Genomic DNA, 23,884 nt, shown 5'->3' on the forward strand with positions numbered 1-23,884 from the left:
ACTTAGTCTGGGCCGCGGTGCCCTGTCGTCATTCCAGGGCCGGTCCGACCGCCCGCGTCGAACGCGCGGCACCAGGACGGCCGACCACCGCCTCGGTCCCGTCCCCGGACCTCCAGGAGGGAATCAGGTGAACTCGTTCGTGCGCGCGCTGCGCACCCCCGAGCTGAGGAACAAGATCTTCTTCACGCTCGGTCTGATCGCCATCTACCGTCTCGGCGTCTTCGTCCCCACTCCCGGGTTCGACGCGACCAACGTGATGATGTGCGCCGATCAGGCCGCCGGCCAGGGCGCGAGTGCGCTGGGCATGATCAACATGTTCTCCGGCGGTGCACTGCTGCAGCTCTCCGTCTTCGCACTGGGCGTGATGCCGTACATCACCGCCTCCATCATCATCCAGCTGCTGCGCGTGGTGATCCCGCGCTTCGAGGCCCTCCACAAGGAGGGCGCCTCCGGCACCGCGAAGCTCACCCAGTACACCCGCTACCTGACCATCGGTCTGGGCGTGCTGCAGGCGACCACCATCATCACGCTGGTCCGCTCGGGCAACTTCTTCGTGGGCTGCAACCTCACCCTGGTCCCGGACCAGTCCATCCCCACCCTGCTCATGATGGTGCTGACCATGACCGTCGGCACCGTGCTGATCATGTTCATGGGCGAGATGATCACCGAGCGCGGCGTCGGCAACGGCATGTCCCTGATGATCTTCTCCTCCATCGCGGCGAGCTTCCCGGCCTCCTTCGGCCAGGTGTGGCAGCTGAAGGGCTGGATCACCTTCTCGCTGGTGATCCTCGTGGGCCTGCTGATCATGGTCGGCATGGTCTTCGTCGAGCAGTCCCAGCGACGCATCCCGGTGCAGTACGCCAAGCGCATGGTGGGACGTCGCATGTACGGCGGCACCTCGACCTACATCCCGATCAAGGTGAACCAGGCCGGCGTCATCCCGGTCATCTTCGCCTCCTCGATCCTCGCCCTGCCGCAGATGGCGGCATCGTTCGGCGACCCCGAGGCCGGCTGGGTGCAGTGGATCAACACGCACCTCGTGCTCGGCTTCTCCTTCTCCTGGATCTACGCGGTCATCTACGTGACCCTGATCGTGTTCTTCGCGTTCTTCTACGTGTCGATCACCTTCAACGCGGAGGAGATCGCCGACAACATGAAGAAGTACGGCGGCTTCATCCCCAACGTCCGCGCCGGCAAGCCCACCGAGAACTACCTGCGCTACGTCATCAACCGCATCCAGTCCGGTGGCGCCGTGTACCTGGCGATCATCTGCCTCATCCCGCTGGTGGCGCTGTTCTACCTCGGCACCTCCCAGGACTTCCCGCTCGGCGGCGTGTCCCTGCTGATCGTCATCGGCGTGGGCCTGGACACCGTCAAGCAGGTCGATGCGAAGCTCCAGCAGCACCACTACGAAGGGATCCTCCGGTGACCACCCCCACCTCCTCCACCCCCGCCCGCCGACTGCTGATCGTCGGCCCGCCCGGAGCGGGCAAGGGCACCCAGGCCGTGCGCATCGCCGAGGGGCTCGCGATCCCCGCGATCTCCACCGGCGACATCTTCCGCGCCAACGTCTCGGGCGAGACCGAGCTGGGCCTGCTGGCGAAGTCCTACATGGACAAGGGCGAGTACGTCCCCGACTCCGTCACCAACGACATGGTGCGCTCGCGCCTGGCCGAGGACGACGCGAAGGACGGCTTCCTGCTGGACGGCTACCCCCGCACCCTCGACCAGGTCGAGGCGCTGGACGGCATGCTCGCCGAGCTCGGCACCCCGCTGGACCTCGTGCTGCTGCTCGTGGTCGAGCAGGAGGAGGTCGTGCAGCGCCTGGTGGCGCGCGGCGCCGAGCAGGGCCGCAGCGACGACACCGAGGAGACCATCCGCCGCCGCCTCGAGGTGTACGCGGAGCAGACCGCCCCGCTGATCGACGTCTACGAGCAGCGCGGCCTGGTGCGCCGCGTCGACGGCATGGCCTCCATCGACGAGGTCACCGCCGCCCTGCGCGAGGCTCTCGCCACCCGATGAGCCTCCTGCCCGAGCGGGTCGAGCTGAAGACCCCCGCGCAGATCGTCGCGATGCGTCGCAGCGGGCTGCTGCTCCACCGCGTCCACGACATGCTCGAGGACGCGATCCGGCCCGGCATCACCACCGACGAGCTCGACACCCTCGCGCACGACATGATCCGTGCCGAGGGTGCGACGCCGAACTTTCTGGGCTACCAGGGATACCCGGCGACGCTGTGCATCAGCGTCAACGAGGTCGTCGTGCACGGCATCCCCGACGACCGGCCGCTCGAGGCGGGAGACGTCGTCTCCATCGACGGCGGTCTGATCGTGGACGGCTGGCACTCGGACGCGGCGCGCAGCCACATCGTCGGCGCGCCGCGCTCCGTGGGCGACGAGGACCTGGTGCGCATCACCGAGGAGGCGCTCTGGGCCGGCATCGCCGCGCTCGCGACCGCCGACCGGGTGGGCGACGTCGGCGCCGCGATCGAGGACTTCGTCGACGACGCGGCGGGGGAGTCCCTCTCCCACCTCGAGGGCTTCGGCGGCCACGGCATCGGCACCGCCATGCACCAGGCCCCGGACGTCATGAACTACCGCACCCGCACCCGCGGCCCCCGGGTCAAGCCCGGCATGTGCCTGGCCATCGAGCCGATGCTCATCCAGGGCCCCGGCAACTGGGAGCTCGAGGACGACGAGTGGACAGTGCGCGCCACCGCCGGCGGACGCGCCGCCCACTTCGAGCACTCCGTCGCGGTCACCGAGCAGGGGCTCCTCGTGCTCACCGCAGGGGACGGCGGCGCCGCCGAGCTCGCGCGCCGGGGCGTCATCGCCGCTCCGGACCCCCTCGCGGCCGACGCCGGCTGACGGCCCGGCCGTCGGCCGACGGGGGAGGGGGCCCTTCGGGGCCCGGACGTGACAGGCGTCATCGCCGTCGCCCCTCGCCGGAACCGGAGGGCACGTGTAGGCTGGTCCATCGGGTGTGCTCCGCTCGTGCGTGCGAACGCGCGATCGTGCAGCCCCGTCGTCACCACCGACCAGGACCCCTCACGGGCCGGGTCGCGGCCGACGGGACGCCGGCGGTGCCACCCTCGTCGATCACCGTACCGTCACCCGACGGTCGGTGTGCAGGGCCTGGGCAACCAGGAACCAAGTACGCGGAACTCGACCCCGGCCACCGCCGGAGGCGGGAGATTGGGGAGGCATGGCGAAGAAGGACGGAGTGATCGAGGTCGAGGGCACGGTCACGGAGGCGCTCGCGAACGCGCGCTTCCGCGTCGAGCTCGACAACGGGCACATGGTGCTCGCGCACATCTCCGGAAAGATGCGCCAGCACTACATCCGCATCCTTCCCGAGGACCGTGTGGTCGTCGAGCTGAGCCCCTATGACCTCGACCGGGGCCGCATCGTCTACCGCTACAAGTGATCGTCCCGGGAGAAGGAAAGCAATGAAGGTCAAGCCGAGCGTCAAGCCGATCTGTGACAACTGCAAGGTGATCCGTCGCCACTCGCGCGTCATGGTCATCTGCTCGAACCCCCGTCACAAGCAGCGCCAGGGCTGAGTCCCCGGCATCTGCCGTGACATCGCCGCCCTCGGGCGGCAGGCCCCGCACCGTGGGGCACGGTCCTGAGAGGGACCCGTCCTGAGAGGGACACCGCCCCGCACGGGGCACCGCCCGCACCTGCGGGCACACACAACAGAAGAGACGGCACCACCGGCACGAGCCGGTCACCCGCAGTACGGAGGCTGCGGCGCCACGGGAGGGATCCCGCGGGCGAGGTGCCGGATCAGGCCTCCGAGACAGTAGGAGAATCTGCACATGGCACGTCTGGTGGGAGTCGACCTTCCGCGCGAGAAGCGCCTCGAGGTCGCCCTGACGTACATCTTCGGCGTGGGCCGCACCCGCGCCCTGGAGACCCTGGCCGCTACCGGCGTCTCCGGTGACAAGCGCGTGCGCGAGGTGACCGACGAGGAGCTCGTCCAGCTTCGCGATCACATCGAGGCGAACTACATGGTCGAGGGTGACCTTCGCCGTGAGGTGGCCGCCGACATCCGCCGCAAGGTCGAGATCGGCAGCTACCAGGGCCTGCGCCACCGTCGCGGCCTCCCCGTGCGCGGTCAGCGCACCAAGACCAACGCGCGTACCCGCAAGGGCCCCAAGCGCACGGTCGCCGGCAAGAAGAAGGCTCGCTGATCCGCGGACCCCGCTGATCGGCTGCCAGGCTCCGCCATCGGAGCCCGAAGTCACTTCGCGCCGCTGAGGGATCCGGCGCACCCCACATCCACCAGAGGAGTTCTGCCGCATGGCAACCAAGACCCGTCAGGCCGCTGCGCGCAAGCCGCGCCGCAAGGACAAGAAGAACATCGTCAACGGCCAGGCTCACATCAAGAGCACGTTCAACAACACCATCGTGTCGATCACCGACCCGACCGGTGCCGTCATCTCCTGGGCGTCCGCCGGCCAGGTCGGCTTCAAGGGCTCGCGCAAGTCGACCCCCTACGCCGCGCAGATGGCCGCCGAGGCCGCTGCCCGCCAGGCGCAGGAGCACGGCCTGAAGAAGGTCGACGTCTTCGTGAAGGGCCCGGGCTCGGGCCGCGAGACCGCGATCCGCTCGCTCACCGCGACCGGCCTCGAGGTGGGCTCGATCCAGGACGTCACCCCGCAGCCCCACAACGGCACCCGCCCGGCCAAGCGCCGCCGCGTCTGAGCCCGTCGGCCGCGACGACGGGGAACCCCGCTCGTCACGGCCGGACCGTGCCGGGCGGGGCTCTCCCGCGCCCGGCACCCACGGCTGACGTGGACACCCCCGTACCTTCCAGGCCCACCGCCCCCTTCTGAGCGTCATATGGCGGACGCTCGCCGAAAGGATCCACAGTGCTCATTGCACAGCGCCCCACGCTGACCGAAGAGGTCGTGTCGGACAACCGCTCCCGGTTCGTCATCGAGCCGCTCGAGCCGGGCTTCGGCTACACCCTCGGCAACTCCCTGCGCCGCACCCTGCTGTCCTCCATCCCCGGCGCCGCGGTCACCTCGATCCGCATCGACGGCGTGCTGCACGAGTTCAGCACCGTCCCCGGCGTCAAGGAGGACATCACCGAGGTCATCCTCAACATCAAGAACCTCGTCGTCTCCTCGGAGAACGACGAGCCCGTCGTGATGTACCTGCGCCGCGAGGAGGCCGGCCGCGTCACCGCCGCCGACATCACCCCGCCGGCCGGCGTGGAGATCCACAACCCCGACCTGCACATCGCGACCCTCAACGAGAAGGGCCGTCTGGAGATCGAGCTGATCGTCGAGCGCGGTCGCGGCTACGTCTCCGCCGCGCAGAACAAGGGTGTGGACGGCGAGATCGGCCGCGTCCCGGTCGACTCGATCTACTCGCCCGTGCTCAAGGTGACCTACAAGGTCGAGGCGACCCGTGTCGAGCAGCGCACCGACTTCGACAAGCTGATCGTCGACGTCGAGACCAAGCCCGCCATCAGCCCCCGCGACGCGGTGGCCTCGGCCGGCAAGACCCTGGTCGAGCTGTTCGGCCTGGCCCACGAGCTGAACCAGGAGGCGGAGGGCATCGAGATCGGTCCCTCGCCCACCGATCAGGCCCTGGCCGCCGATCTGGCGCTGCCGATCAACGACCTCAACCTCACGGTGCGGTCGTACAACTGCCTGATGCGCGAGGGTGTCCACACCGTCGGCGAGCTGACCGCCCGCTCCGAGGCCGATCTGCTCGACATCCGCAACTTCGGACAGAAGTCCATCGACGAGGTCAAGGCGAAGCTCGCCGAGCTCGGGCTGTCGCTGAAGGACTCCCCGGCCGGGTTCGACCCCGCGGCCCTGGACTCCTACTCCGACGACTTCGGCGACCAGTACTGACCTTCACTTCCACCAAGGAGAACGACCATGCCTGCACCCACCAAGGGCGCGCGCCTCGGCGGATCCCCCGCGCACGAGCGGATGATCATCGCCGGCCTCGCCACCGAGCTGTTCCGCCACGGCCGGATCACCACCACCGAGACCAAGGCCAAGCGCCTGCGCCCCTACGCGGAGCGTCTCGTCACCCAGGCGAAGAAGGGCGATCTCGCCTCCCGTCGCCGGGTCATGCAGACCATCCGTGACAAGGGCGTCGTCTACCAGCTCTTCGAGGAGATCGCCCCGACCTTCTCGGAGCGTCCCGGCGGCTACACCCGCATCACCAAGGTCGGCCCCCGCAAGGGCGACAACGCCCCGATGGCCGTCATCGAGCTGGTCACCGAGGAGTACTCGGCCAAGCAGGCCGTGGTGAAGGAGGCCGAGGGCACCGCCAAGAACGCCTCCAAGGCCGACGAGACCCCGGTCGTCGAGGAGACCACCACCGAGGCCCCCGCCGAGGACACCGCCGCTGCGGAGACCCCGGCCGAGGAGTCCCCGGCTGAGGAGTCCAAGGAGGCCTGAGCCTCCCCGCGGCCCCGTGCCGCACCTGCGATGAGCGCGACCGCCGAGGGCGGATCGACGGGCTGATGCCCGACGGTCCGCCCTCGTCGCGTTCCTGGGCGGGTGCGTCGGGAACGACGAAGCGGCCGTGCCCCCCCGGGAGCACGGCCGCTTCGCGGTGCGGTGGCCGGTGGTCGTCGGCCGACGAGCGTCACCCGAAGTGGCGCGGCAGCGTCCCCTCGCGCAGGTCGCGAAGCTCGCCGACGGTGAAGGAGCCTGCACCCTCGATCTCGAGCGCGTCCCCGCCGGTGGCGCCGAGGGCCAGGACCGGCACGCCGTGCTCGGCGGCGAGGGCGCGCAGGCGCTCCTCCTGCGCGGCCGGGACCGCGACCAGGGCACGGGCCTGGGACTCGGAGAACAGGGCGGTGGCGAGGTCCACGCCGTCGCGGGAGAGGAGCTCGCCGAGGTCCGCGCGCACGCCGGTGCCGAAGCGCACCGAGGACTCCACGAGCGCCTGCACGAGACCGCCCTCGGAGAGGTCGTGCGCGGCCGCGCCGAGACCCTCGTCGGCAGAGGCGATGAGGACCTTCGCGAGCGCCCGCTCGGCCTCGAGGTCCACCTGCGGGGGAAGGCCGCCGAGGTGGTCGTGGGCGACCTGCGCCCAGGCCGAGCCGGAGAGCTCCTCGCGGGTGGTGCCCAGCAGCAGCACCCGCAGGCCCTCCTCCTGCCAGCCCGAGGGCACACGGCGCGCCACGTCCTCGAGCACGCCGAGCACGCCCACCACGGGGGTGGGGTGGATGGCGGAGTCGATGCGGCCGGGCTCGCCGGTGGAGTTGTACAGCGACACGTTGCCGCCGGTGACCGGGACGGCGAGGGTCTCGCACGCCTCGGCGAGGCCCTCGATCGCCTCGACCAGCTGCCACATGGGGCCCGGGTCCTCGGGGGAGCCGAAGTTCAGGCAGTCCGTGACCGCGAGCGGCGACGCCCCGGAGGTGGCGACGTTGCGGTAGGCCTCCGCGAGGGCGAGCTGCGCGCCGGTGCGGGGGTCGAGCTTGGTGTAGCGGCCGTTCGCGTCGGTGGCGATCGCGACGCCGCGCCCGGTCGTCTCGTCCACGCGGACCACGCCCGCGTCGTCCGGCATGGCGAGCGCCGTGTTGCCCCCCACGTAGCGGTCGTACTGGTCGGTGACCCAGCCCTTGGAGGCGAGGTTCGGGGAGGCCAGCAGCGCACGGATCTGCGCGGCGAGCTCCTCGGCGCTCTCGGGGCGGGGGAGGGCCTCGGCGGTGTCGGCCTGGAGGCCGTCCTGCCAGTCGGGGCGGGCGTAGGGGCGGTCGTAGACCGGCCCGTCGACCGCGACGGTGGAGGGGTCGACGTCCACGATGCGGTGGCCGTCGTGGTCGATGGTGAGGCGGCCGTCACCGGTGACCTCGCCGATGACCGCGGCCTCCACGTCCCACTTCGCGGCGATCGCCTGGAACTCCTCGAGCTTCTCGGGGCGGACCACGGCCATCATCCGCTCCTGCGACTCGCTCATGAGGATCTCGCCGGCGGTGAGGGTGGGGTCGCGCAGCAGCACGTTCTCGAGGTCCACGTGCATGCCGGAGCCGCCGTTGGCGGCGAGCTCGCTGGTGGCGCAGGAGATCCCGGCCGCGCCGAGGTCCTGGATGCCCTCGACGGTGCCGGCCGCGAACAGCTCGAGGCAGCACTCGATGAGGACCTTCTCCATGAAGGGGTCGCCCACCTGGACGCTGGGGCGCTTGACGGGGCCGCCCTCGTCGAAGGTCTCCGAGGCGAGGATCGAGGCGCCGCCGATGCCGTCGCCGCCGGTGCGGGCGCCGAACAGGACCACCTTGTTGCCGGGGCCGGTGGCGGAGGCGAGGTGGATGTCCTCGTGGCGCAGCACGCCGAGGCACAGCGCGTTCACCAGCGGGTTGGTCTGGTATGCGGCGTCGAACACGGTCTCGCCGCCGATGTTGGGCAGGCCGAGGGAGTTGCCGTAGCCGCCCACGCCGGAGACCACGCCGTGGACCACGCGGGCGGTGTCGGGGTGGTCGATCGCGCCGAAGCGCAGCTGGTCCATCACCGCGACGGGACGGGCGCCCATGGAGATGATGTCGCGCACGATGCCGCCCACGCCGGTCGCCGCGCCCTGGTACGGCTCGACGTAGGAGGGGTGGTTGTGGGACTCGACCTTGAAGGTCACCGCCCAGCCGTCGCCGATGTCCACGACGCCCGCGTTCTCGCCCATTCCCACCAGCAGCTTCTCCTTCATCGCCTCGGTGGTGCGGGCGCCGAAGGTGCGCAGGTGCTTCTTGGAGGACTTGTAGGAGCAGTGCTCGGACCACATCACCGAGTACATGGCCAGCTCCGCGTTGGTGGGGCGGCGGCCGAGGATCTCCCGGATGCTCGCGTACTCGTCGTCCTTCAGCCCCAGCTCCGCGTAGGGCTGGACCTGGTCGGGGGTCGAGGCGGCGTGCTCGACCGTGTCGACGTCCGCGGGCGCGGCGGGGGTGGTGTCGGGGCGAGCGTCGTCGGCGGTCATCGGGGATTCGGGTCCGTTCTCGCGGGGGCGGGGGAGCGCGGGCCGACGGGGCCCGGCGCGGCCCCCACAGTCTACGATCGCCGCGCGCGAGAGGACGGCCCGGTCCCCGTGCTGGGACCGGGCCGTCCGGCGGGTGCGCGCAGGGCGCGGGATCCCGTCGGCGGACGGGCCCGCGGCGCCACGGCCGACGGGCCCGCGGCGCCCCTCGAGCGGGGCCGACGCGCGCGGCGGGGCGGGTCAGCGGCGGCCGGAGCGCTTCGACTCGGCGCGCCGGCGCTTCTTCTCCGCATCGCGCAGCGCCTTCTCGCTCACCGGCGCGTCATGGCTGGCGCGCTGGGCGCGGAAGTAGGCGGCGGCCTCGTCCTGCCGCTGCTGCTCCCCGCCGAGCGCGATGGGAGCGCGGACGTGGCCGGGACGGATGTCGAACGCGGCGACGAGGTCGAGCACGTGCGGGCGCAGGCGCCACAGCAGGCGCTTGAGGTCCGAGGCGATCAGGCGGCCGCGCTGCTGGGAGATCATGCCGCTGAGCAGGTACCAGGCGAGGTCGTCGTTGATGGCGGTGAGACCGAACAGGTCGCGCACGTCGGTGAGCACCGCGCGGGTCGCCTCGTCCTCCAGCTTCTCGATGCCGGCGGTGAAGGCGCGCCAGCGCACCAGGTCCGCATGGGCGCGGGCGGCGTCCAGCATCTCCACCTGGTGCTTGTTGACCTCGGCGGCGGCGTCGGCCGGGCTCATCCGCGCCGTGCCGCGCAGGGCGAGTGCGACCTCCTCGACCTTGACCCGGGCGCGGTCGGCGAGCATCGACTCCTGGAAGTCGGCCTGACGCATCGAGTCCGAGGAGCGGCGGCGGTTGCCGCGGTCGGAGACGTCCTGGACCAGACGGGCCCAGGGGGTGTGGCGCTTGGAGAGCACCTCGGCGCGCTGGGCGATGAAGCGGCCGATCCCGGCACGGTCCACGCTGCGCAGCTCCGAGGTGTAGTCGGCCAGCAGGCGCTTGGCGACCAGCTGCAGCAGGATCGTGTTGTCGCCCTCGAAGGTGGCGTACACGTCGAGGTCCTGGTGCAGGCCCACCAGCTGGTTCTCGGCCATGAAGCCGGAGCCGCCGCACGCCTCGCGGCACTCCTGGATGGTGTCCAGGGCGAGCCGGGTCGAGGTGGGCTTCAGGGTCGCGGCGAGGGTCTCGAGGTCCTCGCGGGACTCGGGAGTGTCCTCGCGGCCCGAGAACACGTCGTCGAAGGCCTGGAGCAGCTGCTCGTGCGCGAAGGCGCCCGCGTAGGTGGCGGCGAGCTTGGGCAGCAGGCGGTGCAGATGGGCCTGGTAGTCCATCAGCACCGTCTCCTTCGTGGGATCGGCGGCGGTGAACTGACGGCGCTGGGTGGCATAGGTGATCGCGATGTGCAGCGCGAGCTCGGAGGCGCGGATCGCGGAGCCGTCCAGGGACACGCGGCCCTGCACGAGCGTGCCGATCATCGTGAAGAAGCGGCGTCCGGGGGAGTCGATGGGGGAGGTGTAAGTGCCGTCGGCCGCGACGTCCCCGTAGCGGTTCAGCAGGTTCGTGCGCGGCACGCGCACGTGGTCGAAGGCGAGGCGGCCGTTGTCGATGCCGTTCAGGCCGCCCTTCTCGCCGTCGTCCTCGCTGGACACGCCCGGCAGGAGGTTCCCCTCCGCATCGCGCACCGGCACGTAGAAGCAGTGCACGCCGTGGTCGACGCCGTTGGTGATCAGGCGCGCGAACACGGTCGCGGCCTTCGCGTGGACCGCCGCGTTGCCCAGGTAGTCCTTCCACGCGGCGCGGAAGGGGGTGTGGATCACCCACTCGCCGTCCTCCCCGCCGTCGGGGTCGAAGGTGGCGGTGGTGGCGAGGGACTGCACGTCCGAGCCGTGGCCGATCTCGGTCATCGCGAACGCGCCGGGGGTCTCCAGGCTCATCGCCGCGGGCACCCACCGCTTCTGCTGCTCCTCGTTGCCCAGCTGCACGATTGCGGAGGTGTAGAGCCCCCACTGCACGCCGGCCTTGATCTGCAGGGACGGGTCGGCGACGACGAGCTCCTCGAACGCGGCGACGTTGGCGCCGTTGTCGTTGGGGCCGCCGAGGTGCTCGGGGAGCATCGGCAGGGACACCTGCTCGTCGGCGAGGGTCTGCAGCTGGCCGAACACGCGCTCGCGGTGCTCGGCGACGCTCGCGTCGATCGGGCGGTGCATCTCGGGGCGGGCGGCGCGCTCGCGCGAGGCGCGGCGGGCGTCGGCCCAGCGGCCCAGCAGGGCCTCGGAGACCATCTCGACATCCAGGCGCGGGGCGCCGTCGGGCAGGACGGGGATCGGGCCGGTGGGGGTAGCCGATGCAGGCAGGACGGCGTCGACGGGGGCGGTGATGTTCTCGGTGGTCATGCGTGCAGTCCCTTCATGAGCCACGTGACCAGATGGGCCACGAGCTGGTCGGAGGTCATCGGGGCGGAGCCGGCCGCGGCGGTGCGGGCGGCGGGGGTGATGTCAGCGGGGGTGCGATCGGTGGTGAGGTCGTCGGCGGTGGTGCGGTCGTCGGGGGCGAGCTGCGCGGACTCGACCTGGGTCATCCAGGTGTCCACCGCCCGCTCCACGAAGCCGACCGCCCCGTGCGCCCAGACCTGGGGTGCGGGGGTGTCGGCCGGCAGGAACGTCGCGACCAGGCGGGTGACGGCGTTCAGGAAGTGGCTCAGCCCGTCGCTCGGGCGGGTGATGAAGCGGTACACGCCGGGGGAGCGCTGAGCCGTCTCGACGTAGGCGCGGATCATGGCCTGGATGCGCTCGTCCGGCTCGGGCTCGCGCCGCATCCGCTTCTCGAGGGTGCGCATCTCCTCGACGAGCTTGGCGTGCATCGCCGTGAGGATGGCGCGGCCCAGGTCGCGCTGGAGATGGGCCTTGTCCTCGAAGTAGCGGTACACGATGGACTTGGAGGTGCCCGAGGCGGCGGCGATGTCCTCCATCGTCACGTCGGGTCCCTGCTCGTGGATCAGGTGGCGGGCCACGTCCAGCAGTTCGCTGCGCCGCTGCTCGCGGTGCCCGGCCCAGCGGGCGGAGCGTCCGTCCACCGGGGCTTGCGTCGTCGCATTCACGGGACCTAGGGTATCAAGTACCGCCGGTTCTATGTAAAGTCTCTCCCGGGACTCCCCGGGGGATTCCCGTCGGCCCCGCCGGCGGAACCCACGCCGCAGGCCCCGTCGGCCGCGGCCTCCCCCGCACAGACCCGCAGACCACACCCCACAACGCAGTGACCACGAAGAGGTGCATACCGTGAATGACTTCCCCCGCGAGGCCCTGATCCTGGGCGGCAACCGCATCCCGTTCGCCCGCTCCGGCGGCCCCTACGCCGGCATCTCCAACCAGGACCTGCTCACCGCCGCGCTCGAGGGCCTCGTGGCCCGCTACTCCCTGCAGGGCGAGAAGCTCGGCGAGATCGCCGGCGGCGCCGTGCTCAAGCTCGCCGGCGACCTGAACCTCACCCGCGAGAGCGCGCTGGGCACGCCGCTGGACCCCCGCACCCCGGCCGTGGACATGTCCAAAGCCTGCGCCACCAGCCTCGAGACCGTCCTGCACGTCTCCAACCGCATCCGCCTCGGCCAGATCGACTCGGGCATCGCCTGCGGCGTCGACTCCGCGTCCGACGCCCCCATCGAGGTCACCCCGCGCCTGCGCCGCATCCTGCACCGCGCCTTCGCCGCGAAGACCGCGATGCAGCGCGTCAAGGCGCTCTCCGCGATCCGCCCCGCGGATCTCTCCCCGGTCCCGCCCCGCAACGGCGAGCCCCGCACGGGCCTGTCCATGGGCGAGCACCAGGCGCTGACCACTGCCGAGTGGGGCATCACCCGCGAGGCCCAGGACGAGCTGGCGCTCGCCTCCCACAAGAACCTCGCCGCCGCCTACGACGCCGGGTTCTTCGACGACCTCGTCACCGGCTACCGCGGCCTCGCCCGCGACCAGAACCTCCGCCCCGACTCCACCCTCGAGAAGCTCGGCTCCCTCAAGCCCGTGTTCGGTGTGAAGTCCCCGCAGGTCGCCGAGCCCACGATGACCGCCGGCAACTCCACGCCGCTGTCCGACGGCGCCTCCTCCGTGCTGCTGGGCAGCGCGGAGTGGGCCGCCGAGCGGGGGCTGAAGCCGCTGGCCCGCGTGGTGGATGCGCGCAGCGCCGCGGTCGACTTCGTCCACGGCGACGAGGGCCTGCTGATGGCCCCCGCCTACGCCGTGCCCGAGCTGCTGGACGCCAACGGCCTGGCCCTCCAGGACCTCGATCTCTACGAGATCCACGAGGCCTTCGCCTCGACCGTGCTGACCACCCTGAAGGCCTGGGAGTCCGACGAGTTCTGCCGCACGCGCCTGGGCCGCGGCGGGGCGCTCGGCGCGATCGACCGCAGCAGGCTGAACGTCGCGGGCTCCTCGCTCGCCGCCGGTCACCCCTTCGCCGCCACCGGCGGTCGCCTGGTCGCCACCCTCGCCAAGCTCCTGCACGAGCGCGCGGTGGAGACCGGCCGCGTCCAGCGCGGACTGATCTCCGTGTGCGCCGCCGCCGGTCAGGGCACCGTCATGCTGCTCGAGTCCGTCACCGACTGATCAGCCCCGCACTGCTCAGTCACGTACTGGCCAGCCTCGATCCGATCCGGAGGATCCCATGACCGACACCTACACCCGTCTCGTCCGCTCCGCGCCCGGCGGCATGCTCGCCAAGCAGCTGGGCCTGCCCCGCCCCTCGAAGCTGCTGCGCCGCGGTGACCGTCCCGAGCCCGTGCTCGGCCCCGTGGTCGTGCTCGGCGCCTCCGCCGCGGCCGACGCGCTCGCCCGCCGCCTCCTCGACGAGGGTGCCGACGTGCGCCGCCGCTTCGAGGACCTGCGCAGCGTCGGCACCGTCGTGATCGTCGCCGACGAGCTGACCGCTCCCGGCGATCTCGGCCCGCTCGTGCTGCCGCTCGCCGGGGCGATGCGCTCCCTGCTGCCCGGTGCGCGCGTGGTCACCATCTCCCGCCCCGCCACCGGTGAGGAGCCCGCCCGCGACGCAGCCCGCGGCGGCGTCGAGGGCTTCGTCCGCTCCCTCGCCCACGAGATGCGCGGCGGCGCGACCGCCAACGGCATCCTCGTGGCCGACGGGGTGGGGCCGGACGCGCCCGGCGTCGTCGGCGCCCTGCGCTTCCTGCTCTCCGCCCGCAGCGCCTTCATCACCGGCCAGTTCCTCACCGTCACGTCCGACGCGGGCTCGGCCACCGCCGACCTCGCGCAGCCGCTCGCGGGCCGCACGGCGCTCGTGACCGGCGCGGCGCGCGGGATCGGCGCGGCCATCGCCCGCACCCTCTCGGCCGACGGGGCGAGGCTCGTGGTCCTGGACGTGCCCGGCGCCGGCACCGAGCTGTCGCGCCTGGCCAACGAGCTGCGCGCGGTCCCGATCCAGCTCGACGTCACCTCCGAGGGGGCGGGGGAGCGGCTCGTCTCCTTCCTCCGCGAGCACGGGCTGCTGCTGGACATCGTGGTGCTGAACGCCGGCATCACCCGCGACAAGCTCTTCGCCAACATGACCCCGGACCGCTGGGACCCGGTGCTCGGCGTGAACATCACCAGCCAGATCACCCTGTCCGAGGCGCTGCTCGAGGCCGGTGACGCGCTCGGCGCGCATCCGCGGTTCGTGTCCCTCGCCTCCACGAGCGGCATCGCTGGCAACCGCGGCCAGACCAACTACGCCGCCTCCAAGGCCGGGGTGATGGCGTTCGTGGACGCGCTCGCCGGCCGGCTCGAGGCCTCCGGCGGCACCGCCAACGCGGTCGCGCCCGGCTTCATCGAGACCGAGATGACCGCGAAGATGCCGGCGCTCACCCGGGAGGTGGCGCGGCGCGTGAACTCGCTGGCCCAGGGCGGTCGGCCGGTCGACGTCGCCGAGGCGATCGCGTTCCTGGCGAGTGACGAGGCGGGCGGCGTGCAGGGCCAGACCCTGCGCGTGTGCGGCCAGAACATGGTGGGCAAGTGATGGCGGGCCGCACCGGGCAGAGGACGTCCGGGCAGGAGCGGGCGGGGCAGGAGCGGGTCAAGGACCTCTCCGACGTCCCCTCCTTCCCCGCGATCTACGCCGCGGCGCTGGACCCCCGCTCCCGCCTCGGCGGGAAGAAGGGCGGCAGGGGCGCCGGGGCGAAGGGTGCCCCGCAGCTGCCGGAGCTCGCCTACCGGGTGCGGAAGGTGCGCATCGACGCCGAGCGGGCCCGCGACTTCGACCACCTCATGGGCGGACCGGCCACCGACCTCGTCCACCCCGGGGTGCTGCACGTCCTCGCCTTCCCCGTGTCCCTCGCGCTCATGGCGCGGCGCGACTTCCCCTTCGCGCTGCTGGGTCTCGTGCATCTGCGCAACCAGATCCTCCAGCACCGGCCCGTGAGGGTCGGTGAGCTCGTGGACGTCGAGTGCCGGGTCCGGGCTCTCGCCCCGCACCGCAAGGGCCACACCTTCGAGGCGGTCTCCACGATCCTCGGCGAGGACGGGGAGATCATCGCGACCGACGTGTCGACCTACCTCGCCAAGGGCGGTTCGTCTTCGGGGGCGGGTTCGTCATCGAGCTCGGCCTCGACGGTCGGCTCCTCCCGCACCGGTGAGCCGGGCACCGGGGAGCCGTCCGGCACCTCGCCCGCGAGCGCCGGGGGCGGGTCGGCCGGGGTCGGCTCGGGTGCGCCGACCGGGTCGGGCTCGTCGGCCGACGGGGGCTCCCGCCGCGACTTCGCCCCGCCCGCCCCGACCGGGCGCTGGGCTCTCGGCGCCGACACCGGCCGGCGCTACGCCGCGGTGTCCGGGGACGTGAACCCGATCCACCTCTCCGCCGTCAGCGCCAAGGCGTTCGGTTTCCCGAAGGCCATCGCCCACGGCATGTACACCGCTTCGCGCGCCTTCACCGAGTCGCGGGTGGACCTCTCCCGGCCACTGCGCTGGGACGTCACCTTCGACGCCCCGGTCACCCTGCCCGGCACCGTGCTCGTCGCCTACGAGGACGAGCCCGGTCGCGCCGGGGTGCGCTGCCTCGGCTGGCGTCCCGCCCGTGGCGAGAAGGCCGCGCGGCGCTGCTTCGAGGTCGAGGTGACGATGCTCGACCGCTGAGGTCGTGCCACCGTGCGAGCCAGCGATGCAGAAAGTTCCATGATCTGGAACTTTCTGCATCGCTGGCTCTGTGTGGAGGGCCGCCGGCCCGGATCTAGGCGCTGTCGGTGATCGTGATGCGCAGGTCCCGATCCGGTGCGGCGCCCCCGACGGCTGCGACGACCCCGGCGACGCGGCGGGCTTCGTCCTCGAGCAGGGCGCGCGGTGAGAGGCCCGCCTCGGGGAACCAGTCGATGGTCAGCGCGTCGCCGGACCTCCGCCAGGTGCCGGTGACGACGCCGCCGCGGAGCATCAGGTGTGCGCCGCGCGAGGCGAGGGCGCGGCGGGCCGGGGCGAGGAGGCGCGGGTCGGCCGTGCCCGGGCCCATGATCCAGGGGTCGAAGCCGGGCACCAGGCGCACCGCCTCGGTCGGCTCCGTCGCCGTGATCCGGTCGAGGTCGGCGGTGAGCACGTAAGCCAGCGACGGGGTCCGGGTGGGGGCCTGCGCCTCCGACGTCGCTGATCCCGAGGCCGCATTGCTCGGCCCGGTGAGCTGCACCGTCGTCACCTCGTCGCCGAGGTCCGCGAGCCAGCCGAGCACCCGGCGGCGCGGCGCGCTCAGCCCCTCGGCGAGGAAGTACAGCAGGTTCTCCTCGGTCGCCGGACCGTAGGCGGCGAGGTACAGACGCACGGCCTCGGGCCCTGCCTCGTCGAGATCCTGGTGTTCGGGGCGGTGCTCACCCTCGCGCACCAGGCGGAAGGTCGCCGTCCCGTCCCGCGGCGGGCCGAAGCAGATGTCGCCCCACCAGTGCAGAGGCTTGTACAGGCTGTCCGCGCCGATGCCCGTCGCGGCCTCCGCGAGGTGGCGCAGCGCCGGGTCGCGGGCGAGGTGGGCGCTGATCTCCGCCCGGGTCCGCGGCCCGTCGGCCAGGACTCGGCGCACGCTCTCGCGCAACGGGGCCCAGTCCTCGAGGGCGAAGCGTCCCTGGCGCTGGTACCGCGCCGTCTCCCACACCCGGGTCGTCGCCCTCACGCGCAGCAGCACCGACGCCGCCGACGCGGTGAGCGCGGTCGACCCGCCCCGCAGCGCATAGGCGGCGACCACCTCGCCGGTCTCCAGGGCCCTCGCGAGCGCGCCCGGCGCAGGGTGCGCGCTGCGGATCCCGATCGCGAGCTCGGCGAGGTCGTGCGGCCAGGCCCGCAGCGCGAGGACCCGCTCGGCCACCTCGGCGGCTCCGTCGGCCGACGGGGCATCCAGGCCGTGGCGGTGCAGACGCCAGGCGAGAGCGCGGGAGGCATCGAGCGAGGTCATGGGCGAGGGCGCGGTCATGGGGAGGGCTCTGTCATGGGATGGGCGTTGTCATGGCGGGCTGGCCTCAGACACGTTCGCCGTCGGGAGTGGTCTGCCGCCTGTCCCCGAGCCCTGCCTCGAGGGTGCTGAGCAGGTGCTCGACGAACTCCGTCGGCCGCACGTCGGTCATCAGGTCCACCGTGGGCTCGCGGCCCCAGCGGCCCAGCTCGTCGCCGACGGTCTGGCCGCGGGTGAGGGTGCCGGCCAGCTCCACGTCGACCGGCAGCGGCCGGGTCTCGGCGAACTCGCCCGTGACCGCGTGGGCGGTGACCAGCGGGTCGTGCACGTGCGCCATCCACCCGAACCCGTCGGCCTCATGGAACTCGAAGTAGAAGCGCACCGCGTCGGCGAGGATCCGCGCGACCGGAGGGGAGGTCGAGCCCGCGAGGTGCTCGAGCCGGTCCAGCTCCGCCGCGGTGAAGGCGATCTGCTCGGTCGCCTGGAGCGCGCCGAGCACGGGCAGGCGCGGCGCGGAGGCGAAGGCGGCGAGCACGCGCTGCGCCGCCTCGGGATCCACGGCGATGTTCCACTCGCTGGTCGCGCCGGTGTTGCCGCGGTGGTTGATCGCCCCGCCCATCACGTGCAGGCGGCGCAGCAGCCGCGGCAGCTCCGGCTCGATCTCGAGGGCGAGCGCGAGGTTCGTGTGCGGGCCGAGCACGAGGCCCACGAGCTCCCCGGGCCGCTCGCGTGCGAGGTCCACCCACAGCTGCGCGCCGCGCCGCGGATCTTCGGTGCGGGTCGGCTCCGGCAGCACAGCGTGACCGAGGCCCGTCGGCCCGTGGGTGTCGTCGGCGAACATCGGCGGCTCCACGAGCGGGCGGTCCGCGCCGAGCGCGACCGGAGCGTCGAGGCCGAGCAGCTCGGAGAGGACGAGGTTGTTGCGGTGCACGGTCGCGGCCGGGACGTTCCCGCCGGTGGAGACGATCCCCGCCACCTCCACGTCGTCGCGGCAGGCGAGGTAGGTCAGGGCGATCGCGTCGTCGATGCCGGTGTCGCAGTCGACCAGGAGGGGGAGCGTCATCCCCTGAGCCTACGGCGGCGTGCGCGACAGGGGAGGGGCGAGTCGGGCGGAGTGCGCGACGGGCGAGGGGCGAGTCGGGCGGAGCGGGCGCCGGCAGGATGCGTGGCCGGCGGGGTGCGCGCCGGGCGGGGTGGCGACGGCGCGCTGGGCGGGGGAGGATCGCTCCATGGCGCATCCGCAGATGTTCGACGATGACGATCCGGTGCTCGAGCGCGTGCGCAGGATCGCCCTGGCCCTGCCCGGGGCGGCGGAGAAGATCAGCCATGGCCGCCCCGCCTTCCACACCGTGAAGGTGCACTGCTACTACGGCGGCTCGCGCAAGCTCGAGGGGGAGTGGGTGCAGCATCCGCACTCCGTGCTGCTGCACCTGCCGGAGTCCGAGGCGGCGGCGCTCGCCGAGGACCCGCGCAGCTTCGTGCCCGCGTATCTGGGGCCGTCCGGCTGGCTCGGCATCGACCTGGATGCGCGCACGGACGACGTCGAGCTCGCCGAGCTCCTCGAGGAGTCCTACCGCACCGTCGCCCCCAAGCGACTGATCGCCGAGCTCGACGCGCGCGGAGAGAGCTGACGAGGAGAGCCAGCGGGAAGGGGGCGCCTAGATCGTCGGGGCGCTCAGCTCGTGGGAGCGTTCAGGCTGTCGGACCGGGCAGCTCCTGCATCGCCCCCAGCAGTTCGAAGATCCGCTCGCCCATCTCCACCTGGGTGAGCAGCAGGCCGAGCGTCCCGTCGGGGTCGACGAAGAAGTCGGTGCCCGCCCCGCCGGACCAGCCCCACCGGCCCGCATGCGCGCCGGCGGTCACCACCGAGACGCCGAAGCCCCATCCGGTGCCGTTCCAGAAGCCGGGGAAGAACGAGTCCGGCTGTTTCGCGGCGGCGGGCACCTGGTCGGTGCTGAGCAGGCGCAGGTGCGCGGGGGAGACGAGCTCCCCGTCGCGCAGCGCGCGCAGGAAGCGCAGGTAGTCGGCGGCTGTGGAGACGAGCTCGCCGTGGCTGACGTCGTGCCCGGGATCTCCCACCAGCGGCCCGCCGCCGAGCGGCTCGAGCTCGACCAGGCCCGCGAGCCCGTCGGCCGCCGTGCGTCCGGTGCCGGGTTCCTCGTCCTCGCCCGCCACCGAGTACGCGGCCGGCAGTCGGTCGCGCTTCTCCTCGGGCACCCACAGCCCGATGTCCACCATCCCGAGCGGCGCGAAGAGGGTCTCGCGCAGGTGCGCCTGGAGGCTCGTGCCGGTCACGCGCGAGAGCAGGATCCCGAGCACGCTGAAGGAGTGGTGGTAGCGCCACACCCGCCCGGGCTGCCCGACCAGCGGCAGTGTGCCGAGCGCGGCGAGCCAGTCGCCGGCCGGGAGGGTCCAGGGCGCCGATCCCGCCTCGAGGCCGCGCTCGGCCATGGCCCGCTGCAAGGGGCTCTCCTCGAGGATCATCCCCACCCCGGAGGTGCAGGTCAGCAGGTGGCGGAGGGTGATCGGCGCGTCCGCGGGGACGGTGTCGTCGAGCTGCGCGCCGGGGCTCGTGAGCAGGCGGGGCGCGGCGAGCTCGGGGAGCCAGCGGCCGACGGGGTCGTCGAGAGCGAGCACGCCCTGCTCGACCAGGCGCAGTGCGGCGACGGCGGTGATCGCCTTGGTCATCGACTGGATGCGCATGATCGCGTCGGCCTCGAGTGGCGGACCGTCCACCGCCATCGCCCCGCGGGCGACCGGTTCGGGGTCGCGGCCGTGGGCGATGATCCCGCCGGGCACGGTCCCGGTGAGCACAGCGCTCTCGAGCAGGCGGACGGCAGGGGAGGTCGGCGTCGACATGACCCCAGCGTAGGCGCGCGCTCCCACATCGTCATCGGGCTGCGTCAGGACGCCGGCCCCTCACGGCGCGCGGGGAGAAGGTGCTGGAATACGCAACCCATTCCCGCACCTTCTCCCCGCCGGGCACCGGACGCGCCGCCGCCTAGACTCCCTGCATGAGCACCTTCGAGGACTTCGTCCTCCTGGCCCCGCGGGAGGTGCCCCTCGGCGGGCTGCGCGGGATGACCGTGCACCGCACCCTCCCGGCCCGCGCCACCTCGCTCATCGGCGCCTGGTGCTTCGTGGACCACTTCGGGCCGGACGACGTCTCCGCGACCGACGGGATGCGGGTCGCGCGCCACCCCCACACGGGCCTCGCCACCGTGTCGTGGCTGTTCGACGGCGCGATCACCCACCGCGACTCGATCGGCAGCCACTCCCTGGTCCGCCCCGGGGACGTGGACCTCATGGTCGCTGGCTCCGGGATCACCCACTCGGAGTTCTCCACCCTGGACACCACCGTCCTCCACGGCGTGCAGCTCTGGTACGCGCTGCCGGACCGCGCCCGGTTCCGTGAGCAGGAGTTCACCGTCCACACCCCGCCCGAGCACGCGACCGCACGGGCCGCGGTGCGGGTGGGGCTCGGCGGCTTCCGCGCCACCGATGAGGACGGCGCCGCGCTCGAGGACCGCAGCCCCGTGGTCACCGACACCGCGCTCGGCATGGTGCAGATCGACCTGCGCGCCGGGTCGAGGCTGCACCTCGAGCTCGAGGCCGGGCACGAGCACGGCATCCTCGTGGACCGCGGCGCGGCCCGGCTCTCGACCGTGCGCCCGGGCGACGCGGGCCCCGACTCCAGCACGCCCGGCGCGTCGACGGAGCTCGTCCACGACGCGGCCGAGCGGGACCTGGTCGTGCTGCCCGACGGGGTGGACCACCTCGACCTCGCCGCGACCGGCGACACGGACCTGCGCGTCATGCTGCTCAGCGGTGAGCCGCTCGGCGAGGACATCATCATGTGGTGGAACTTCGTGGGCCGAACCCACGAGGAGATCGTCGCCTTCCGCGCCCGCTACCAGGCGGAGATCGGCGTCGAGCTCGCCCTCGAGGACGCCCCGATCGCCGACATCGCCCGCGAGCGCGGCGGGCTCGCAGCGGACGACGAGCAGTTCGGCCCGTTCGCGGACCACACGCCGACCGCGCTGCCGGCGCCCGGTCTGCCGAACGGTCGACTCCGCTCCCGCGGACGCCGCGAACTGCCCGCCTGACACCCTGCCGTTCCGCCGGACTCACGCGCCGGCGCTCCCGTCGACCCGCCCCTCCCTCCTGCCCCGAAGGACCCCGTGACCAGCTCCTCCCCGCACTCTGACGCCGCGCCCGACAGCGCCGGCCACGACTCGGCGCACCCCGACGCCGCGCCCGACGGCGCCTCCGTCCCCACCCCTGACCAGACCGAGCGTGTCATCCTGCAGGCCGCTGCCGACGAGGGCGGCACCGGCCGCCCCGGCGACATCCTCGTGGTCGGCGACGCCACCGGAGCCCTCACCGCCGCCGCGCTCGAGCTCGTGGCGGACCACGAGACCGCCCGGGTGTGGTCCTGGAGCACGTCCCGGGCGGAGGTCCGCGCGCTCGCCGATCTGCTGCCCGGCCCGCTCTCGAGCGGACGCCTGGTGCTCCCGCAGGGCAGCGACCCGGCCCCGCTCGAGGAGTTCGCCGCTGCGGCGTCGGTGCATCTGGTCCTCGCCCGCCTGCCGAAGTCCCTCGCCGCGCTCGAGGACCTCGCCCGCCACCTGGCCCGCCTCGCCGAGCGCAGCGACCGCGCCGACCGCACCGACCTCACCCTCGTCGCGGGTGGGCGCGTGAAGCACATGACCCGCTCCCAGAACGAGGTGCTCGGCGCGTTCTTCGGCGAGGTCCGCGCCTCCCGCGGGCTCGGCAAGTCCCGGGCGCTGATCGCGTCGGACCCTCGCGCGGAGGTCGCCGCTCCGGAGCCTGCGACCGGCACCGCCCATGTCGCCGTGCGCGGCACCGGGCGGGAGCTGGCGCTGCGCGGCGTGGGCGGGGTGTTCGGCGGCGCCCGACCCGATGCAGGCAGCCTCCTGCTGCTGGAGGCGCTGGACCGTGCGCTCGCCGCCGGGGAGCTCGACGCCGTCACCTCCACCGTCGATCTCGGCTGCGGCAACGGCCTGCTCACCGCCCACCTCGCCGCGGCGCTGCCGGAGGCGCGGGTGCTCGGCAGCGACGACGACCTCGACGCCGTCGCCTCCACCCGCGCGACCCTCGAAGCCAGCGACCTCGAGCGGGAGGGCGTGCAGGTCAGCTGGGACGACGCCCTCTCCGATGTCGCCGAGGACAGCGCGGACCTGGTGCTGCTGAACCCGCCCTTCCACGACGGGCCGGGGATCGACGCGACCCTCGTGCGGGGTCTGCTGGATGCGGCCGCGCGCGTGCTGCGCCCGGGCGGGCAGCTGTGGTTCGTCCACAACTCCCATCTGCGCTACCGCCCCGAGCTCGAGGCCCGCGTCGGCACCGTCCGCCAGCGCGCCCGCGACCGCCGCTTCACCGTGCTCAGCGCCGTCGCGAGGTAGCACAGAACGACACGACGAAGGGGCGGGGCCCGCAGGCCCCGCCCCTTCGTCGTCGCGCACCGGGTTCCCCCGGCGTGCGTGATGCTCCTGGTCAGCCGACCATGCTGCGCAGCACCGAGGTGAACATGGTCAGACCGTCGGTGCCGGTGCGGGTGCCCTGGCCGGGCTCGTCGGGGCCGAAGCCGGCCTCGACCGCGTGCTCGGGATGCGGCATGAGGCCCACCACGTTGCCCTCGGCGTTGGTGATCCCGGCGATGTCGTTGCGGGAGCCGTTGGGGTTCTGCTCGAACCCGGCGGGGCCGTGGGTGGCGCCGGCGACGTAGCGGAAGACCACGCGTCCCTCGTCCTCGAGCTGCGCGAGGGTGCGCTCGTCGGCCACGTACTGGCCGTCCTGGTTCTTCAGCGGGATGCGGATGACCTGGCCGGGCTCGTAGCCGGTGGTCCACGCGGTGCGGGTGTTCTCCACCTTCAGGGGCTGGTCGCGGCAGATGAACGCACGGTGGGCGTTCTTGATCATCGCGCCGGGCAGCAGGTGCGTCTCGCAGAGGATCTGGAAGCCGTTGCAGATGCCGAGCACCGGCAGACCGCCCTTGGCGGCGTCGACCACCTTGTCCATCACGGGTGCGAAGCGGCTGATCGCCCCGGCGCGCAGGTAGTCGCCGTAGGAGAAGCCGCCGGGCAGCACGACCGCCTCGACGTCGCGCAGGTCGTCCTCGCCGTGCCACAGCGCGACCGGCTCGGCACCGGCCAGGCGCACGGCCCGCAGCGCGTCGCGGTCGTCCAGGGTGCCGGGGAAGGTCACCACACCGATGCGCATCAGGCGTCCTCGACCTCGAGGGCGACGACGTCCTCGATCACCGGGTTGGACAGCAGCGTGGTCGCGGCCTCGCGCAGGGAGGCGAGCACCTCGTCGGTGATCTCGCCCTCGACCTCGAGCTCGAACCGCTTGCCCTGGCGCACGGAGGCGATGCCCTCGAAGCCGAGCCGCGGCAGGGCGGCGGCGACGGCCTTGCCCTGCGGGTCGAGGATCTCCGGCTTGGGCATGACGTGGACCACGACACGTGGCATGGGGCTTCTCCTGGGGGACGGATCGCGCGGCCGACGGGGCCGGGCGGGAGGGG

23 protein-coding genes are annotated in these 23,884 nt (G+C 72.8%); 15 read left to right on the forward strand and 8 right to left on the reverse strand.

Annotation, left to right across the window (positions count from 1 at the left end):
• Positions 1 to 127: 127 nt before the first annotated feature.
• From secY to rplQ, 9 genes are all read left to right on the forward strand, one after another.
• The gene (gene secY, locus HNR70_RS02370) at positions 128 to 1,429 is read left to right on the forward strand and encodes a preprotein translocase subunit SecY (RefSeq protein ID WP_184324241.1); all 1,302 of its coding nucleotides are present in this window, start codon (positions 128 to 130) and stop codon (positions 1,427 to 1,429) included.
• On the forward strand, positions 1,426 to 2,022 hold the full coding sequence (locus tag HNR70_RS02375) for an adenylate kinase (protein ID WP_184324242.1): 597 nt from the start codon (positions 1,426 to 1,428) through the stop codon (positions 2,020 to 2,022). The genes secY and HNR70_RS02375 overlap by 4 nt, the downstream gene beginning before the upstream one ends.
• The gene (map, locus tag HNR70_RS02380; protein ID WP_184324243.1) at positions 2,019 to 2,867 is read left to right on the forward strand and encodes a type I methionyl aminopeptidase; all 849 of its coding nucleotides are present in this window, start codon (positions 2,019 to 2,021) and stop codon (positions 2,865 to 2,867) included. The genes HNR70_RS02375 and map overlap by 4 nt, the downstream gene beginning before the upstream one ends.
• 337 nt (positions 2,868 to 3,204) lie before the next feature.
• Complete coding sequence (gene infA, locus HNR70_RS02385) at positions 3,205 to 3,426, forward strand: translation initiation factor IF-1 (RefSeq protein WP_010550308.1); 222 nt, start codon at positions 3,205 to 3,207, stop codon at positions 3,424 to 3,426.
• Positions 3,427 to 3,448: 22 nt separating this feature from the next.
• Positions 3,449 to 3,562: a 50S ribosomal protein L36 gene (rpmJ, locus tag HNR70_RS02390; protein ID WP_010532506.1), complete on the forward strand. Its 114-nt coding sequence runs from the start codon at positions 3,449 to 3,451 to the stop codon at positions 3,560 to 3,562.
• Between the two features lie 258 nt (positions 3,563 to 3,820).
• Positions 3,821 to 4,195: a 30S ribosomal protein S13 gene (gene rpsM, locus HNR70_RS02395; protein ID WP_184324244.1), complete on the forward strand. Its 375-nt coding sequence runs from the start codon at positions 3,821 to 3,823 to the stop codon at positions 4,193 to 4,195.
• A gap of 109 nt (positions 4,196 to 4,304) precedes the next feature.
• Positions 4,305 to 4,709, forward strand: a complete 405-nt coding sequence (rpsK, locus tag HNR70_RS02400; RefSeq protein WP_010550306.1) for a 30S ribosomal protein S11 — start codon at positions 4,305 to 4,307, stop codon at positions 4,707 to 4,709.
• Positions 4,710 to 4,876: 167 nt separating this feature from the next.
• Positions 4,877 to 5,872 carry a DNA-directed RNA polymerase subunit alpha gene (locus HNR70_RS02405; protein ID WP_184324245.1) on the forward strand — a complete coding sequence of 332 codons (996 nt, stop codon included), beginning with the start codon at positions 4,877 to 4,879 and terminating at the stop codon, positions 5,870 to 5,872.
• Positions 5,873 to 5,899: 27 nt separating this feature from the next.
• Positions 5,900 to 6,430 (forward strand): 50S ribosomal protein L17, encoded by a 531-nt coding sequence (rplQ, locus tag HNR70_RS02410; RefSeq protein ID WP_184324246.1) that lies wholly within the window; start codon positions 5,900 to 5,902, stop codon positions 6,428 to 6,430.
• A 190-nt stretch (positions 6,431 to 6,620) separates the two neighbouring features.
• On the opposite strand, the gene purL is transcribed toward rplQ, so the two are convergent.
• The 3 genes from purL to HNR70_RS02425 form a co-directional block, all read right to left on the reverse strand.
• Complete coding sequence (gene purL, locus HNR70_RS02415) at positions 6,621 to 8,951, reverse strand: phosphoribosylformylglycinamidine synthase subunit PurL (RefSeq protein ID WP_184324247.1); 2,331 nt, start codon at positions 8,949 to 8,951, stop codon at positions 6,621 to 6,623.
• Positions 8,952 to 9,188: 237 nt separating this feature from the next.
• Positions 9,189 to 11,339, reverse strand: a complete 2,151-nt coding sequence (locus tag HNR70_RS02420) for an acyl-CoA dehydrogenase family protein (RefSeq protein WP_184324248.1) — start codon at positions 11,337 to 11,339, stop codon at positions 9,189 to 9,191.
• Complete coding sequence (locus HNR70_RS02425; RefSeq protein WP_184324249.1) at positions 11,336 to 12,043, reverse strand: TetR/AcrR family transcriptional regulator; 708 nt, start codon at positions 12,041 to 12,043, stop codon at positions 11,336 to 11,338. The genes HNR70_RS02420 and HNR70_RS02425 overlap by 4 nt, the downstream gene beginning before the upstream one ends.
• A 178-nt stretch (positions 12,044 to 12,221) precedes the next feature.
• Here HNR70_RS02425 and HNR70_RS02430 point away from each other — a divergent pair, with 178 nt between their 5' ends.
• Genes HNR70_RS02430 through HNR70_RS02440 form a run of 3 tightly spaced genes read left to right on the forward strand, consistent with a single transcriptional unit; the run spans position 12,222 to position 16,049 of the window.
• Positions 12,222 to 13,538, forward strand: a complete 1,317-nt coding sequence (locus tag HNR70_RS02430; RefSeq protein ID WP_184324250.1) for an acetyl-CoA C-acetyltransferase — start codon at positions 12,222 to 12,224, stop codon at positions 13,536 to 13,538.
• A gap of 58 nt (positions 13,539 to 13,596) precedes the next feature.
• Positions 13,597 to 14,937, forward strand: a complete 1,341-nt coding sequence (locus HNR70_RS02435) for a 3-oxoacyl-ACP reductase (RefSeq protein WP_184324251.1) — start codon at positions 13,597 to 13,599, stop codon at positions 14,935 to 14,937.
• Positions 14,937 to 16,049 carry a MaoC/PaaZ C-terminal domain-containing protein gene (locus tag HNR70_RS02440; RefSeq protein ID WP_184324252.1) on the forward strand — a complete coding sequence of 371 codons (1,113 nt, stop codon included), beginning with the start codon at positions 14,937 to 14,939 and terminating at the stop codon, positions 16,047 to 16,049. Before HNR70_RS02435 ends, HNR70_RS02440 begins: the two co-directional genes overlap by 1 nt.
• 94 nt (positions 16,050 to 16,143) lie before the next feature.
• Here the strand turns inward: HNR70_RS02440 and HNR70_RS02445 are convergent, their stop codons facing one another.
• The gene (locus tag HNR70_RS02445) at positions 16,144 to 17,358 is read right to left on the reverse strand and encodes a DNA glycosylase AlkZ-like family protein (protein WP_184324253.1); all 1,215 of its coding nucleotides are present in this window, start codon (positions 17,356 to 17,358) and stop codon (positions 16,144 to 16,146) included.
• A gap of 46 nt (positions 17,359 to 17,404) precedes the next feature.
• The gene (locus HNR70_RS02450; protein ID WP_184324254.1) at positions 17,405 to 18,400 is read right to left on the reverse strand and encodes a nucleoside hydrolase; all 996 of its coding nucleotides are present in this window, start codon (positions 18,398 to 18,400) and stop codon (positions 17,405 to 17,407) included.
• A 166-nt stretch (positions 18,401 to 18,566) separates the two neighbouring features.
• On the opposite strand from HNR70_RS02450, the gene HNR70_RS02455 reads away from it, so the two are divergent.
• On the forward strand, positions 18,567 to 18,968 hold the full coding sequence (locus tag HNR70_RS02455) for an MmcQ/YjbR family DNA-binding protein (protein WP_184324255.1): 402 nt from the start codon (positions 18,567 to 18,569) through the stop codon (positions 18,966 to 18,968).
• Positions 18,969 to 19,029: 61 nt separating this feature from the next.
• On the opposite strand, the gene HNR70_RS02460 is transcribed toward HNR70_RS02455, so the two are convergent.
• The gene (locus tag HNR70_RS02460) at positions 19,030 to 20,196 is read right to left on the reverse strand and encodes a serine hydrolase domain-containing protein (RefSeq protein WP_184324256.1); all 1,167 of its coding nucleotides are present in this window, start codon (positions 20,194 to 20,196) and stop codon (positions 19,030 to 19,032) included.
• Between the two features lie 155 nt (positions 20,197 to 20,351).
• On the opposite strand from HNR70_RS02460, the gene HNR70_RS02465 reads away from it, so the two are divergent.
• The gene (locus HNR70_RS02465) at positions 20,352 to 21,443 is read left to right on the forward strand and encodes a pirin family protein (protein WP_184324257.1); all 1,092 of its coding nucleotides are present in this window, start codon (positions 20,352 to 20,354) and stop codon (positions 21,441 to 21,443) included.
• Between the two features lie 75 nt (positions 21,444 to 21,518).
• Complete coding sequence (locus tag HNR70_RS02470; protein WP_184324258.1) at positions 21,519 to 22,763, forward strand: class I SAM-dependent methyltransferase; 1,245 nt, start codon at positions 21,519 to 21,521, stop codon at positions 22,761 to 22,763.
• A gap of 91 nt (positions 22,764 to 22,854) precedes the next feature.
• Here the strand turns inward: HNR70_RS02470 and purQ are convergent, their stop codons facing one another.
• Positions 22,855 to 23,580: a phosphoribosylformylglycinamidine synthase subunit PurQ gene (purQ, locus tag HNR70_RS02475; RefSeq protein ID WP_184324259.1), complete on the reverse strand. Its 726-nt coding sequence runs from the start codon at positions 23,578 to 23,580 to the stop codon at positions 22,855 to 22,857.
• Entirely contained in the window at positions 23,580 to 23,831 is a 252-nt protein-coding gene (purS, locus tag HNR70_RS02480; protein ID WP_184324260.1) for a phosphoribosylformylglycinamidine synthase subunit PurS, read from the reverse strand. Before purS ends, purQ begins: the two co-directional genes overlap by 1 nt.
• Positions 23,832 to 23,884 lie beyond the last annotated feature (53 nt).

The sequence above is a fragment of the Brachybacterium aquaticum genome (genome assembly GCF_014204755.1).
Classification (GTDB): domain Bacteria; phylum Actinomycetota; class Actinomycetes; order Actinomycetales; family Dermabacteraceae; genus Brachybacterium; species Brachybacterium aquaticum.